The sequence below is a fragment of the Vibrio sp. 2CM40D genome, from assembly GCF_023161825.1.
GTDB lineage: Bacteria > Pseudomonadota > Gammaproteobacteria > Enterobacterales > Vibrionaceae > Vibrio > Vibrio alginolyticus.
The window spans coordinates 59,152-72,940 of the sequence record NZ_JALNTL010000011.1; the positions used below are offsets into that span (position 1 = coordinate 59,152).

At 43.8% G+C, this 13,789-nt stretch carries 10 protein-coding genes; 7 read left to right on the plus strand and 3 right to left on the minus strand.

Annotated features, from left to right (window positions below; genetic code table 11):
- Positions 1–208 precede the first annotated feature (208 nt).
- Positions 209–1,882, plus strand: a complete 1,674-nt coding sequence (locus MTF70_RS20580) for a portal protein (RefSeq protein WP_248394334.1) — start codon at positions 209–211, stop codon at positions 1,880–1,882.
- 13 nt (positions 1,883–1,895) lie between these two features.
- On the plus strand, positions 1,896–2,849 hold the full coding sequence (locus MTF70_RS20585; protein ID WP_248394336.1) for a head processing protein: 954 nt from the start codon (positions 1,896–1,898) through the stop codon (positions 2,847–2,849).
- Positions 2,850–2,940: 91 nt separating this feature from the next.
- Here the strand turns inward: MTF70_RS20585 and MTF70_RS20590 are convergent, their stop codons facing one another.
- On the minus strand, positions 2,941–3,294 hold the full coding sequence (locus MTF70_RS20590; RefSeq protein ID WP_136976906.1) for a hypothetical protein: 354 nt from the start codon (positions 3,292–3,294) through the stop codon (positions 2,941–2,943).
- A gap of 997 nt (positions 3,295–4,291) precedes the next feature.
- On the opposite strand from MTF70_RS20590, the gene MTF70_RS20595 reads away from it, so the two are divergent.
- The 4 genes from MTF70_RS20595 (at position 4,292) to MTF70_RS20610 (ending at position 10,553) form a co-directional block, all read left to right on the plus strand.
- The gene (locus MTF70_RS20595) at positions 4,292–4,765 is read left to right on the plus strand and encodes a hypothetical protein (protein WP_248394345.1); all 474 of its coding nucleotides are present in this window, start codon (positions 4,292–4,294) and stop codon (positions 4,763–4,765) included.
- 89 nt (positions 4,766–4,854) lie between these two features.
- On the plus strand, positions 4,855–5,931 hold the full coding sequence (locus MTF70_RS20600; protein WP_213962033.1) for a replication initiation protein: 1,077 nt from the start codon (positions 4,855–4,857) through the stop codon (positions 5,929–5,931).
- 858 nt (positions 5,932–6,789) lie between these two features.
- Entirely contained in the window at positions 6,790–7,560 is a 771-nt protein-coding gene (locus MTF70_RS20605) for an efflux RND transporter periplasmic adaptor subunit (protein ID WP_248394347.1), read from the plus strand.
- A complete protein-coding gene (locus tag MTF70_RS20610) occupies positions 7,557–10,553 on the plus strand; it encodes an efflux RND transporter permease subunit (RefSeq protein ID WP_248394349.1) in 2,997 nt (998 codons plus the stop codon). The genes MTF70_RS20605 and MTF70_RS20610 overlap by 4 nt, the downstream gene beginning before the upstream one ends.
- A 156-nt stretch (positions 10,554–10,709) precedes the next feature.
- Here MTF70_RS20610 and MTF70_RS20615 read toward each other — a convergent pair whose 3' ends face one another.
- Positions 10,710–11,711 (minus strand): DUF2955 domain-containing protein, encoded by a 1,002-nt coding sequence (locus MTF70_RS20615; protein ID WP_248394351.1) that lies wholly within the window; start codon positions 11,709–11,711, stop codon positions 10,710–10,712.
- 11 nt (positions 11,712–11,722) lie between these two features.
- Positions 11,723–12,772, minus strand: a complete 1,050-nt coding sequence (locus MTF70_RS20620; RefSeq protein ID WP_213962037.1) for an HlyD family secretion protein — start codon at positions 12,770–12,772, stop codon at positions 11,723–11,725.
- Between the two features lie 119 nt (positions 12,773–12,891).
- On the opposite strand from MTF70_RS20620, the gene MTF70_RS20625 reads away from it, so the two are divergent.
- Positions 12,892–13,782, plus strand: coding sequence for a LysR family transcriptional regulator (locus MTF70_RS20625; RefSeq protein WP_248394353.1), 891 nt, complete (start codon positions 12,892–12,894; stop codon positions 13,780–13,782).
- Positions 13,783–13,789: the final 7 nt, after the last annotated feature.

Below are 13,789 nucleotides of genomic sequence, written 5' to 3' on the forward strand. Positions count from 1 at the left end.
CGAACACGGAGGTTATCATCAAGAATAAAAATTAGTGTTTTTGGTGAGTAACCAAGATTCAAAGGCAAGCAATTGAACTTTGACTAAAAAAATTTAACGCATAGAAAATCAATCATTTATTAGCGTATTGGTCACATTGACGCGATGCGCTATCATCCAAGATCATCCCCATCCCTGTAGAAAGCGCCTCAACTAACCGAGGTCGCACATGTCGCAAAACAAGGCATCAATTGGGCTAGCGACAGCTTTAAAACAAGCGTTCCCTTTCTTTAACGAGAATGACGATAAAGAGAGCGGGATCAGTTTTGAATCTGGCGCTGGATACACGGGATCGCCATTCCACGATCGCGAAAACCAATTAGATGAAAGCACCGGCGCTCTGACCAATGACGGTCGAAAAAGCTCAGACCGCTTTTTTCTGCACAAGCTGCCGAAAGATCGCTTCATGCTATATCCGATACTCAAGGAAATGGCCGAGGACAGCACGATTGATGCCGCGCTCAATCTGCACCTTGGTCACGCTCTTTCGGTATCAAACGACAATGGCATGGCTGTGTATCTTCATCCAACCGATGAGAAGTACGCCGAGTACGTAGGGCGTCTTAACCGAGAGCTGCTAACTCCAATCAACGAAAACCTAATGAACTGGACGTATTCAACGCTGGTTTATGGGGTTAACTATGTTCGCCCATACACGAAAGAGGGCGTGGGTATTACTCACTTTGAGGCCAACTACTACACGTTGCCAAACCAAATTCGTGAGTACGAACGTTCGGGCGAGCTAGCGGGATTTACTGCGGAATATCTACAAACCCGAGCGAACGGCGAACAGGTACGCCTTGCCGAGCCTTGGGCGCTTATCCCACTAAAAATGCCAATCTGGCGGCCAGATATGGATATACCGCCAGTTAACTACACTGGCCAGCGCTACTCACTTTATGACGATGCGTATTCACGCATGCCAATCGAGACGCAGAACTACGGCACATCCATTCTTCTTACCTGTTTTGAGGCTTGGTCGATGCTTCGCCAGTCCATTGCAGCGCTCGGCGCAAGTCGTGTGAATGCTTCACTTATCGATCGCATGGTAGCGGTAAACACTGACGGCTTAGATGCGGCCGGAGCTGCGGAATACATCAACATGGTCGCTGACCAGATGAAGCAAGACCGTCAAGAGGTGGTAGACCGTTCCCGCAAGCTAGGTTTCATTCCAACCGTCATCAACACGCTATTGCCCTTTATGGGCGGCGCTAAAGGTGGCTTGCAGATCGATACCTTTACCACTGACCCGAATATCTCCCACATCGAAGACATTATGTTTCACCTTAAACGCTTAGCCGGAACGCTTGGCGTAGACCCATCCATGCTTGGGTTTGGTGATCTTCTTTCTGGTGGACTAGGCGAGGGCGGCTTCTTCCGCACATCGATTCAATCTGCACTACGCGCCAACCAAATCCGCGCAGCCGTGGTGGCGTTCGTTAAGCGCGCTATCGATATTCACACCATCTACCGAGACGGCAAGGTGTGGAACGATAACGATATGCCATTCGAGATCCGCTTTAACTCTCTCAATACCGCTATTGAGCAAGAGAAAGCCGATGCAATGGAATCTCAAGCGAACTACGCAACCATGCTGGCCACCGTGCTTGACCTTATCGAGCAATCCCCAATCGGCAAATCCGAAAAACTCAAAAATCACCTTTACACGTCTGTTATTGGCCTCGATTCCGAGCTGGCCAAGGAAGTCATTTCCGAGCTGGCCGCTCAAGTCTCTAAAAACGAAAAAATGATGGAATCCATTGGCATGACTGACCAAAGCGAAGCGGAACGATTCGTTAGAGACGTAGTTCTCGACCTACTAACCGAAATCCAAAGCCATTAATGGAGAAAAGAAAGTGACAGCAAAAGCACTTAAACAAGTATCCGACCGTTTCAGCCTATTCAATGACGGTCGCAAGCTTAGCGCCAACAAGCGCAATTACATCATCAAAGCCGTTCAAGCGATGCTCAACAGCCCACGAACTCAAGAGCTATTACGACTCGGTGAAGCGTATGGTTACTATGGCCATCAATCCCGCCAGCGAGCGAATAAGCTCTCAATCGGTGAGACTGAGGTGATCATGATTAATGGTCGTCCGGTTGTGGTAGAAAACGTGCCATCTAACCGCACAATCTCTATCACCTGTTCAGATGACGGTATTGTTGAACACACTCAAGAGTTTTTAGATACCGACACAGGCCGTATTGCTTTAGGTTTGCACAATAGCCGTGCTGGTGGTTGGAGCTGGGCGACTGGTGGCCAAGATACACGCGAGGCATCGATCACGACTTCATATCACGGTATGGACTACGTATTGCAGCCGAACTATATCAGCCTAGATCATCCTGCCATGATGATGGAAAGTGCGAACAGCGAGCAAATGATCCTCGAATCGCTACAGGAACAAGGTTTTGATGAGGAATCCGCGCGTAATATCTACGCGAACATGACTCAACAGACTAATGTTGAGCTTGTCGGTGATCTTACTAACCAGCTTATGTACCTAGAAAGCGTGAACGCAGAGTTGCGTGAAAAGGTAGAGCAAAACGCTAAGGCAACCTCGATGCTGCTTGATGTTGTGGACTCTTTACCTATCTATGTGACCGATGCGCAGCGCAAAGCGATCGCCAACATGGCCAGCAAGGAAGATCATCAAGTGGTGCGAGCTATGTTTGAGTCGCTAGGTTCCCGAAAAATGGCAACTTTACCGACAAATAGCTACGTTCCAGTAGAGCAAAAAGTGAGTGTTGCGCCTCAAATTAAACAGCAATTCGTCAACTTCGGATCTTCATCACGAAAATTCCAATAAGTTGATCAATTAAAAAGCGCCACCAGCGATTAGTAATTAAGTACAAAAAACACTCAATTAAATCGAAAATTCTGGTGGCCAATTCGGAATTTTATAAATCACTAGGCGCGACAGGACGCAAATAGAGTTTATCTTTCTTGAAGTGCGTTGGTCGCCAGTCCCAACCAGCGATAGATACGCTATCTCGCGCGCCAGCAATATACGATACTGAGCGCAACACATTGACACCCTTATCAAAGTTAATCGCCTTATCGGCCTTTAGAACGAGTCTACCGTCTTTTTGGCTATGCAAACCAAAGGTGCAACCTGAGATTGTTACTAACAAATCCAACGGTAGCGCTGGTGCGTTCTTTTTCGGGAACTGACGGCGCTTAAATTGTTGTTTTAATTGGTTAACTTGAGTTTCCAATTGCTGTTCAGCACTTAGTGGGGGAGTAAATTTCATCACAGAGTTATCCACAAAATTCGGCGTGTTCGGAATATTAACACGTCCAAAAGGAGTTTAAATAGATAAAATTTTTGGTAAACTTTAGCGCCAGATGGTAACGCCCCTTGTTCGGAATAGTTTTGATATGGAGACTTATTTGATCAACCATTGACGATCAATAATAGGGGAGTTTTTCTGTAATTAGGTCATGGCGATGCCGTGATAGAGAGAAAGTGATTCGATTTCGGACAACAGAAAATAAAAAAGCCCGCTTTGGCGAGCGGGCTTTCTTACTGAAATCGAGCTTTAAGCGGCAAACTTAAAGCGTCACGACAAACGAACTTAAGGAAAGTCAGTATGCCGTAATAAATTAGACCAAAGCCTAATCAGGTGAGACATTTTAGTTTGGCGACTAATGTCTCAAATGGTTCGTAATTAATTTAACAACTTAGATTGTTTTGAGCACCAATCTTAGCGAGCGTTAAAATTACACAACACAAGACAGGTGTAATTATAACGTTCAAAGAGATCGGTGGCAAACTTTTGCGCTTTTTATTTGAGCAAATTTTATGCAAATTACACCACTTTTGCTGAATCCTCGGTACTGGAAGTCAGGATTCAGAACACAAGCTTCCAATATCAAAGCCAATAAACCATTGGCACAACGTAAGCTTGCTTGCCTACTAGAAACTATCTCAAGCTTTATCCTTAAGCATGGTCACACTTGCTTTGCTTCAAGCGATACCTTAATGCGTACCTACAATGAGAACTGTCACCGTTACGGTTGTAAGCCAATCATAAAGCGCACTATTGATAATTACATCAGAAGTGCAAAAAAACTTGGCCTGATCGCTTATGGACAGCCAAAGAGGAACGCTCACACAGGTCAGAATCAACGTCACATCACTCTATGCGTTGATGGCATCCAAAACATGTTCACTGGTGCATACAAATACGCGCTACAAGCGGCAGAGAAGTTTTGTAATAGACAAAAATTGCATTTAGGGGGGCTTCTGTGGAAAAACCTCTTGAGGCCAGTTCTGACAAGGTTTGCGAGCAATCAGACAAAAACAAAAATTGCAGCATAAATACAAAAGATCTCTCTACAGAGAGTAAAAATAAAATTAATAACGGTATCCCATCTGATTCTTGGTTTTTGAAAATCTTCAAACGTGACGCAGATGAAGTAAAACAACTTCAATTAGCTGCTAAGCAAGGCCGCCTATCAGCTAGTGGAGCTCGTCGTGTTATCAAGCTGTACAACAAGCACCAACAGCCTTTAGCGCCTAAGTTCTTGTCATACCTTAAGTTTGTGATTGCTAGCTGGCACAACAAGGCTGCAAGCGCCGTGAAAGCTAGCGTGAACAAGGTTCGTGATACAGCTACCATACTAGCAGAGTACATGAACACCATTTCAGAGAAAGAGTCTCAAGGCTTGGTTGAATACTATCGTGACGCAGTAGGGCGAGTACAAATCAGGTATCTATAATCACTGCTTGATGTGAGTATTTCTGTACATGCTCGACCTAAAATGTGTCATAATTACCTAAATTTTGTTATTTATGGATATGCATTTGCATGAGTGATGAAGAATATTTCTACCCTGCGGTAAGCGATAACCTCCCGAAACATATCAAAAAAGGCCATCAACTGGTCTTTAGTCGTCAAGATCTATCCGCTAGGGAAGCTGATATGTTTGCGTTGATGATTGCACATATGAAACCAAACGACTGGGATCAGAAAACACCACACTATGAATTTACTTCACATCAATTATCAGAGTGGTTAGGTGTTGAGTCTAAACATATCGGTAGCAACTTAAGTCCAGTAGCGAACCGCCTGGCTAGTCGAAAAATCGGGATAAAGGTGGAAACCCCGAAAGGTGATATTGAATTCGACTATAGACCTCTTTTTAAACATATAGCTTATAAACACGGCATACTTACGATGGTTCCTAACGATATGCTCAAATCAGAGTATATTGAATATAATCAAGGATTTGCACTGATTAACACTCGCAATTTCTTTGAGGTAAAAAAGGAGTATTCTAAACGCTTGTACGAGCTGCTTAGTCGTTTCAAAGACAAGGGCTTTGAAATGCATGCGCAAAAGCTTAGTGAACTGAAAGGAATATTTGGGCTTTTGGACGAATCTGGGAAGCTGAAAAAAGATAAAAGTTCCTTCAAAAACAACAGCGTATTTATGAAACGTTGTATCAGGGAAAGTATTAAAGAACTTTCTGAACACCCTCAGATTAGCAAAGAGCTTTTATTTTTAGAAAGTAGCCAAGGTGATAAGGGGTTTGAGGTTGTAAAGAAAGGTAGAACCATTACTGGAATCAAGTTTCTATTCCGGTGGGTTAAACTAGGTTCAATTGATGAACTGAATCAACACGATGCTCTTAAGACAATTCGACAACTTGAATTGAAAAGGCTTCAAAACCAAGTCAGACTAACCGAGTCTGAACTAGAAGCACTTGCCATCGCGTACCGCTATGTGGGTAAAGAAGACCACGCTCTTAAAGTTGAAGATAGCTTGTCAAAACGATACTCAGAAAAAGAGCAACAAAAGCATGATGATGGAATACATGAACTAGAATCGTTAATGGAAAAGATAGATACCCTTTCAGAACTAACCGATACTCACGATTACTGATAGCTAACAAGTTTTAGGTCATGGGGTCTAAAGATGACATTTTTTAGGTTGAAATGAGCTATGTGACACATTTTAGGTATACAGGCGAGAATCCGACGTGATCATTGACTCGAAAGTAAAAAAAACCGGACAAGACTTCTATACAAGCACCTCACACACCTAAAATATGTCACTTAAGAACAGAAACACCTAAAATATGTTATCCGACCACCTAATATATGATCACTTTTACCTAGATTATGTTGCATTAAAGCCTGTAAGAAGATCACAAACACCTAATAAATGATCAATTAAACCTAGATCTTGTTACTTAAAGACCTAAAAAAAGATCTTTAAACGAGTTAAACTCTATTATTATCAATGCCTTACATCTTCTATAGATCTTATAGATCTATAGCTATCATAGATTTATATAGTTAAATATAGATCTTTATAGCGTATGTGGATAACTGGAAAATCAAAGATTTACACAGTTTCCCACATACACAACAAGTTTATCTCTGTCCTTAATGCTCATATGATGATTTTAACTCCATGAGTAACATCACATATCAATCTTGGATTCATCTTTTCTGGATAAGCTAGACATTCAGATATGCATATAGATTTACAATGACTAAGTCAAGATATACTACTTAAGTAAAATTTTAAAACTTAATATATTTTACTTAAGTAGTATTTAATACCTTTGATATAGAAATATAAATTGCCCTTGCAATTAATGATATTTAGATAAGCGATTGATCTTTTTATATAGATTTTTACGGCCTTCTAATTTTATGACAAATTTTTCACATTCTTTCGAGTAATCTTATGTTGATATTATAAATAAAACTATTTTTAGTCAGGTCAATAATAATGAAGATCAACTTAATATTAATATCAACAATAGTCGCTTCTAACTTGCTTTACGCAAGCGAAGATTATGTTGTTGGTCAATTTATTCCAGAAAAAAGCGTTGTAATAAAAAGTGAAGTTGTCGGCACTGTTGATTCTTATAACTATGATAATGGAGACCCGGTTAAGAAAGGACAAGAGCTCCTATTGTTATCACCTAAAGATTATGCATTAAGTTTAGATTTGGCGCGCAACGAATTAGATGTCCAGCGCTCAGAACTCGATGTTCAATTGAAGCAGCTAAAACGATATCAATCATTGTTAAAAAAGAAAGGAGTATCTGTAAGCGATGTTGACAACCAAGTTCGTGTAACCAACGTCAGTAGAGCTCAGTTTAATGTAAGCCATACACACTATAAAATCGCAGAACGAACACTGGATAAAGCCTCTCCTGATGCTCCTTTCAATGGGGTTATCATCAATCGCTCTGTTGAGCTAGGCCAATTTATTTCGGTGGGGGATGCACTCTTTACCATTGCAGATATGGAACGTTTGAAAGTGCGTTTTCGCCTGTTAGAAATTGACTTCAACAGATTTACCAAGGGCGAGAAGGTTAAGGTTGAAGTGCCTTCTGTTGGGCAAACAATCGATGGCACCATCACTTTGCTTTCTCCTGCTTTCCAAAACAGTGAACCTGGCTTCCTTGTTGAAGTGACGGTTGATAACGCCAACGGCAAGCTTAATCCGGGCATGGAATCATACGTCTATTTCAATGATCAGGAGGCAATGTGAGTTTCTTCTTAGATTTGCTCTCTCACCGAAAGTTTGCGTCTAAAATCCTAACCATTTTGATTATCAGCATTGGTACCCTTACTGCCTACAATCTTCCCCTTGCTGAGAAGCCTCGATTTGATTTAGGAAAAGGCGATATTGTCACAGTTTATCCTGGTGCCAGCGCGAAAGATATTGAAAGTAACATCACCAGTAAAATTGAGAAAGAACTCCTGTCTATCTCCGGCTTGAAAGAGTTCACCTCCACATCGGAAACTGGTGTCTCAAAGATCAGCGTGGTGTTGGATAGCAATGTTTCTGATCCGAATGCTGTTTACCAAGACATTCGAGATGCTCTGGCTAGGGTAACGGATTTACCTGCTGGCGTAACTGAAGCACCAACGCTGTCGATCAAAAAATCGTACAGCTTGGATTTCATGGTAGTCGGTATCTCTGGTGATGTTGGTTATAAAGCTCTGCGAAATAAAGCCAAAGACCTAGAGTTGGCATTGCGACGCATTGAGGGGATTGGTGAAGTTTACACTGTTGATTTGCGTGCACCTGAGTTCTTAATTCAACTCGAACCCATTTCTTTAAGACGTTACGGTTTGACGCTAGATCAAGTGGCTGCATTGATTGCAGAGCGTAATACGCTGATCAGCGGTGGTCGACTGGAAGCCTTAAAAAACAACCCTGAACTAATGACCTCTGCCGAGCTAGATAGCATTGAAGAGCTGCGTGAAATGTTGATCTCATTCAGCCCGAACATTCAACTTAAAGACGTTACAGGTCTCATTGAGGACGGGTTTGAAAAAGGCGAGGTGTATGGCTCAATCAATGGTAACAAGAGCATTCTTTTTGATTTGAGAACCAATGAGAGTGCGGATGTTATTAGCACCTCCAACGCGGTGAAAGCCTTGATTGCGAATCAGCAAAAACTGCTCGGTGACAAATACACTATCGCCATCGGTTCTGATTTGTCTGAAGATATCCAAGAGAAAGCGCGCATAGTGCAAGACAACGGCTTGGTTGGACTTGGTTTGGTGCTGATTACATTAGCGCTTTTCCTTGATAGACGCATAGCATTTTGGGTCGCGGTTTCTATTCCCGTATGTATCTTTGGCACGCTGGCTTTGCTGCCTCCTTTCGGGCAGATTCTTGATGTGTTCACTATGTCCGCCTTAATTCTGATTGTCGGAATTATTGTCGATGATGCCGTGGTGGTGGGTGATAAAATCGTAGCACTAGTTGAAGAAGGTTATCCGGTTGATAGGGCGGTCACACAAGGTGTGAAGAGTGTATTCCCAGCGGTCCTCGCAAGCATTTTATCCACCATGATTGCGTTCATACCTTTGCTCTTCTTGCCGGGAAACAGCGGTAAATTGGTCTATGTGATTCCACTTACAGTCATCATTGCGTTGTGCTTTTCATTTATCGACGCGCTGTTCTTTATTCCTGCCCACTTAAAAGGCATTTTGAGTAAGAAGAGCCAGGTAAAGAAAAAGCCACTTTTAGATTTAAGCACGCTGAATCGTTTGATTGAATTTGTTATTCGAAACAGCAAGGTAGCATTGCCAAGCATCACAGTGGTTATTCTAACTTTAGGGGCAATTTCATATAAGAGTTTGAGTTTCTTATTCTTCCCAACAGACGGCGCGTATTTGATAGAGATCAGCGCTGAGTCGAATCCAGAGTTAGATTTGGATGACGTCTGGAAAGAAACACAGCAGCTAGAAGCGCTGATCAAAAGCACTGAAGAGGTGAATTATTGGTATGGCGAAGTGAGCTCACCAAATAGCTATTGGGTGATTTCACTAACGCCACCAAACCGTCGGACAAGAACCGCAGAGCAAATCGTCGAAGAGTGGGAAGAGAAAGCAACGCAAATCACCGGATTGGCTCAAATTGAGTTTGATATTGATGGCGGCGGCCCTCCGGTAGGGCGTCCAGTGGACTTGCGTGTCGTTGGCGGTACGGATGAAGGGCGAGAAAAGCTTGCTAATGATCTGACGGCATACATTGAATCATTGGACGGGACGAGTCGAGTACGACGTGATTTAAATGCACCAGCACCACAGATTCAAGCTGAGTTACAACATCATTGGTTGAAGTACTACGGCATCAGTGCCAATAAGGTCGGTGATATCATTAAGTTTGCGATTGACGGTCAACGCGTGACGCGGATTTTTAATGGTGAAGAAGAAGTGTATTTCCGAGTCGCGCTAGAAGAAAACGACAAGTCCTTAAAAGAACTGGATAACATTTTAGTTCGTGCCAGCAACAACAAACTGGTGCCATTAAGTGAACTGGTTCGCTGGAAAAATGCTGATGCAGAAGCGCAAATCAAACACTTTAATGGAGAGCGAGTGGTTCGAGTGTCGTCAGGTGTCGATTCGACTATTACCGATCCAGTTGCCGTTTTTGCTGCGATCCAAGACGCTTTTGCCAATAAAGAATACGGCGGTGCTTCTATCATTGCGACAGGGCAGATCTTAGAAACACAAGAAGCACAACAAGGCTTTATGATTGCGATTAGCGTGGCGTTCATTGGTATCGCGTTGCTTTTGATTCTTCTGTTTGATCGAATGAGAGAAACCTTGATTGTGTTGACGGTGATTCCATTTGGTATCGCTGGCGCGCTGTTCATTCTGTTTTTACATAATCAGGTGCTTAGCTTTTTCTCCATCATAGGGATGATTGCCTTGATTGGTATTATGGTGAACAACAGCCTAGTGTTGATTTGGCACTTCAAAGAGCACGAATCGGAGTGTAGTAATACTAACTTGCTGGAGTTTGTCATTCGTGGAACGCAAAGCCGCGTGAGGCCGATAACCTTAACCACAATCACAACTGTTGCTGGGCTTATCCCACTTGCGTATGGCTTGGGAGGTTATGACAACTACATGTCACCTATGGCACTGGTGGTTGGCTGGGGCTGTATAATATCCATGTTAACAACCCTTACAATCATTCCTTCTATATATTTTCTTAGCTATAAGTACACTTTCAAATAGACATATTTGATTCTGGGTTATAGTAACGATAGCTGTTACTAAATATAGGTTAAACATCTCAAACATATATGTTTGAGATGTTTAACCATGTATATTATCGGATAGCTACTAGTTTACGTCTCTGGAGATATTAGTAATCTTCAAGATTCTTAGGCGTTAGCTTTGGGGGATGCTTGTACTTTTCGCTAGTACCCATAACAAGAGCAAAGTAGCCGTTAACTCCCAAGCTCGGAGGAAGGTGCTTTCCAAGCCTAACTCGTTACTGGTCATGTAGAGTTGAATCGGCAGCATGGTCGCTAATAACGCATCAGCATGAACGTCTTTGGCCGGGCCTTTCGCTTTTGCCATTGATGCGGTAATCATAAAAGCAAGCAGACCCAATACGATGGTGTAGTAACCGAACGTGGACTGATGCCCTGCCATTAGTAAGGTTAACACTACAGCTAATGCACAGCCACCCACTTGAGTTTGAAAACGACGGTCAACCACATCGATAAAGCTTTTGTGTGTGGTTTGCGTTGCTGCGGCAATCACTGGCACCAAACAAAACGTTGCTGAAATGATGTCGACAATCATCAAGAACGCCACACCAAGACCAATCAATGCGAGTGAAATCGCTCGGTTCTCAAACGTAACAGGTTCTTCTTCAAATGTTGGTGGTTTGCCGTCACGTTCAACAGGGAACAGAGATACCATGGTTTTTGCTACGACCATGGTAATCAGCATCGATAGCAGGATTTCATGAATGCGCATTGGCATGTCCATGGTAGTGTGCTGAGCAAACACCACAATCAGAATCCAGTTGAAGGTTGGCATTAGCATCTGACCTTTCTTCGGCGGTGTGGTCGCTCTGCGGCGCATGAAATCGAAGAAGAACAAGCTAATGGTCCACACCACAAATGGATGCTGTGAAAACACTTCGGTCACCACCAACGCTGCACTTGCTGCTAATAACGTAGGTAGCAAGGTGCGAAGCAGACCAAGCCAAGAGTAGTCTTTGTTCTTGGTCATGATGATGGTTGGGTACAGCGCAAGATAAACCGGAGAATCAAGGTTCAGCAGTTTTCCTAGCACCATACAAATTGTCACAGTAAGAGCGACACGCAGTGCTTCATTGCGCTCAGAACGACTTTGAAACAGGCTTTCGAAGGTCCACATGGTTCCCCCCCCTAGTAGATGTAGCGGAACATCGCCACCAAGTGAATCCAAGCCGAGCCAATGACGTCCATAACAGGATTGCCGCTTTCAACGATCACACTCGCTCGTGAACCAGAAATCATTGAAGGATCTAACTCGTTAACGGTAATGCGAGTACGCACTTTCTGTTGCTCACGGATCCAACGAGTATCATTGGTCACGCTAGAAAGTTGTCCATTAGCATTGTTGGTATCGTAAATCGCACGCTCTTGGCTGCTGACTTCACCGGTAAACACTTTGCCCGGTAGTGCATCGAAGGACACCAACACTTCGCGACCATTGGTTAGCTTATCAATGCCTTTTTCGTTGAAGTCAGCACTGATCCACGCATGGGCTTCGTCCACCAGCATCAATGACGCTGTGCCTTGTGTAATGTAGCTGCCTGATTGCAGTTGCAAGTTCGTTACCACGCCTTCAGTTTGCGCCACGATTTGGGTATGGCTTAAATCCAGCTCCGCACTGGCAAGTTTTGCTTCTGCCAATTCAATAGCCGCCGTACGGTCTTGAGTAGAAAGCTCTGCCTCAATGCGTTTCACTTCCGCGTTCGCCGCTTCCACCGCGCTGCTGGCGACTTGTGTATTGGTGAGCGCGTCATCCAGCTCTTGCTCAGTAGCCAGCCCTTTGTTGCGCAGTTTCTGGTTACGCGCCAGTTTTTGCTTCGCGTTGTGATATTCGAATTCGCGTTGGCTTTGGGTTTGCTTCGCTGCTGCCAATTGTTGCCATTTCGCGGAATCTGATTCACGTGCTTGGCGCAGTTCGGCTTTCGCTTGTGCCACTTTCAATTGGTAGCTGCTGGCATCGATAGCAAACAGTGGCTGACCTTTTTCAACCAATTCCCCGTTATTCACCATCACATCCGTAATCACGCCAGATACCTCCGGCGCAATGGTTGCGACATTACGATGCAGTGTCGCTTGGGTGGTGAAAGGGGAAACATTATCTGAGGTGACTAAAAAAGCGGAGAACAAAGCTGCCGCTGAAAAAACAGTGTATATCGCGTATTTATAAAAATTTTCTTTCACGTCTGTACCTAGTATTCATTCGTTATTAAGCGCCGCGTTCACGGCATATTCGGGTCTCTTTTCTACGTGGGCTAGGTTATACTTATCTAAAATTGGAAAAAATAACCAATGGGAGAAGTATGAATTCCATATTTGGAAACGTTGATGATTTGTACCTGTTTTGCTCAGTGGTTGAGCAAGGCTCTCTGCTCGCGGCGGCGAAAAAGCTCGAACTGCCGGTCTCTACTATGTCTCGTCGTTTATCGGCGCTGGAAGCGCGTCTAGGGCTGAGATTACTGGAGAAGAAAGGTCGTGAGTTGGTGGCAACCGAGACTGGCTTACAGGCGTTTGATCAGCTCAGCAGTGCGATGGCGCAGATTGAATCTGGCATTTTGCAGCTTAACCAACAAAGCCAACAAGTCGAAGGGCGAATTCGATTGGTGATGCCAAGCCGCTTCTACAATGATTTGGTCGACAAGGTGGTTGAGGACTACATCAAAACCTACCCAAAAGTGACCATCGATCTATTGCTTAGCCAAGTGAATTCAACTCCAGAAACTGATCGTGATCTAGTGGTAACATTCGAGTTGGACGGGCTAGATGACATGATCGCTCGCCCGTTGTTTAAAGCGGAGCACGCCTTTTTTGTTAGCCCAGAGTACTTAGCGCAAGCGGGCGGCAGAATTGAGAGCTTAGAGGATTTAGCCAAGCAAGATTGGGTCGCCAGCACGCACACTACGCAAGTGCCGATCTACCAACAAGACAAGCTAGTGGATATGCTCAACTGCAAGCCGCGCTTGGTGGTCAATGACATAACTGCAGTGATCAAAGCGGTGGAAAACGGTCTGGGGATCGCCTCGATTCCCATTCGTCATGTGAAACCTGAGCTGAATCTGGTACAAGTCGCGCAATCCTACAGCCGTGGGGATCGCCAAGCTTATTTGGTGTACCGTCAACGAAGTTATCAACCTAAGGCGCTGACTTTAATGATTGACTCTATTCTTAAGGCTATGGGGCGTGTTCTACTTTAGGTTCTTT

Coding starts and splice junctions, on each gene's coding strand:
- MTF70_RS20580 (WP_248394334.1), top strand. CDS start 209: ATGTCGCAAAACAAGGCATCAATTGGGCTAGCGACAGCTTTAAAACAA.
- MTF70_RS20590 (WP_136976906.1), bottom strand. CDS start 3,294: ATGAAATTTACTCCCCCACTAAGTGCTGAACAGCAATTGGAAACTCAA.
- MTF70_RS20600 (WP_213962033.1), top strand. CDS start 4,855: ATGAGTGATGAAGAATATTTCTACCCTGCGGTAAGCGATAACCTCCCG.
- MTF70_RS20605 (WP_248394347.1), top strand. CDS start 6,790: ATGAAGATCAACTTAATATTAATATCAACAATAGTCGCTTCTAACTTG.
- MTF70_RS20615 (WP_248394351.1), bottom strand. CDS start 11,711: ATGTGGACCTTCGAAAGCCTGTTTCAAAGTCGTTCTGAGCGCAATGAA.
- MTF70_RS20625 (WP_248394353.1), top strand. CDS start 12,892: ATGAATTCCATATTTGGAAACGTTGATGATTTGTACCTGTTTTGCTCA.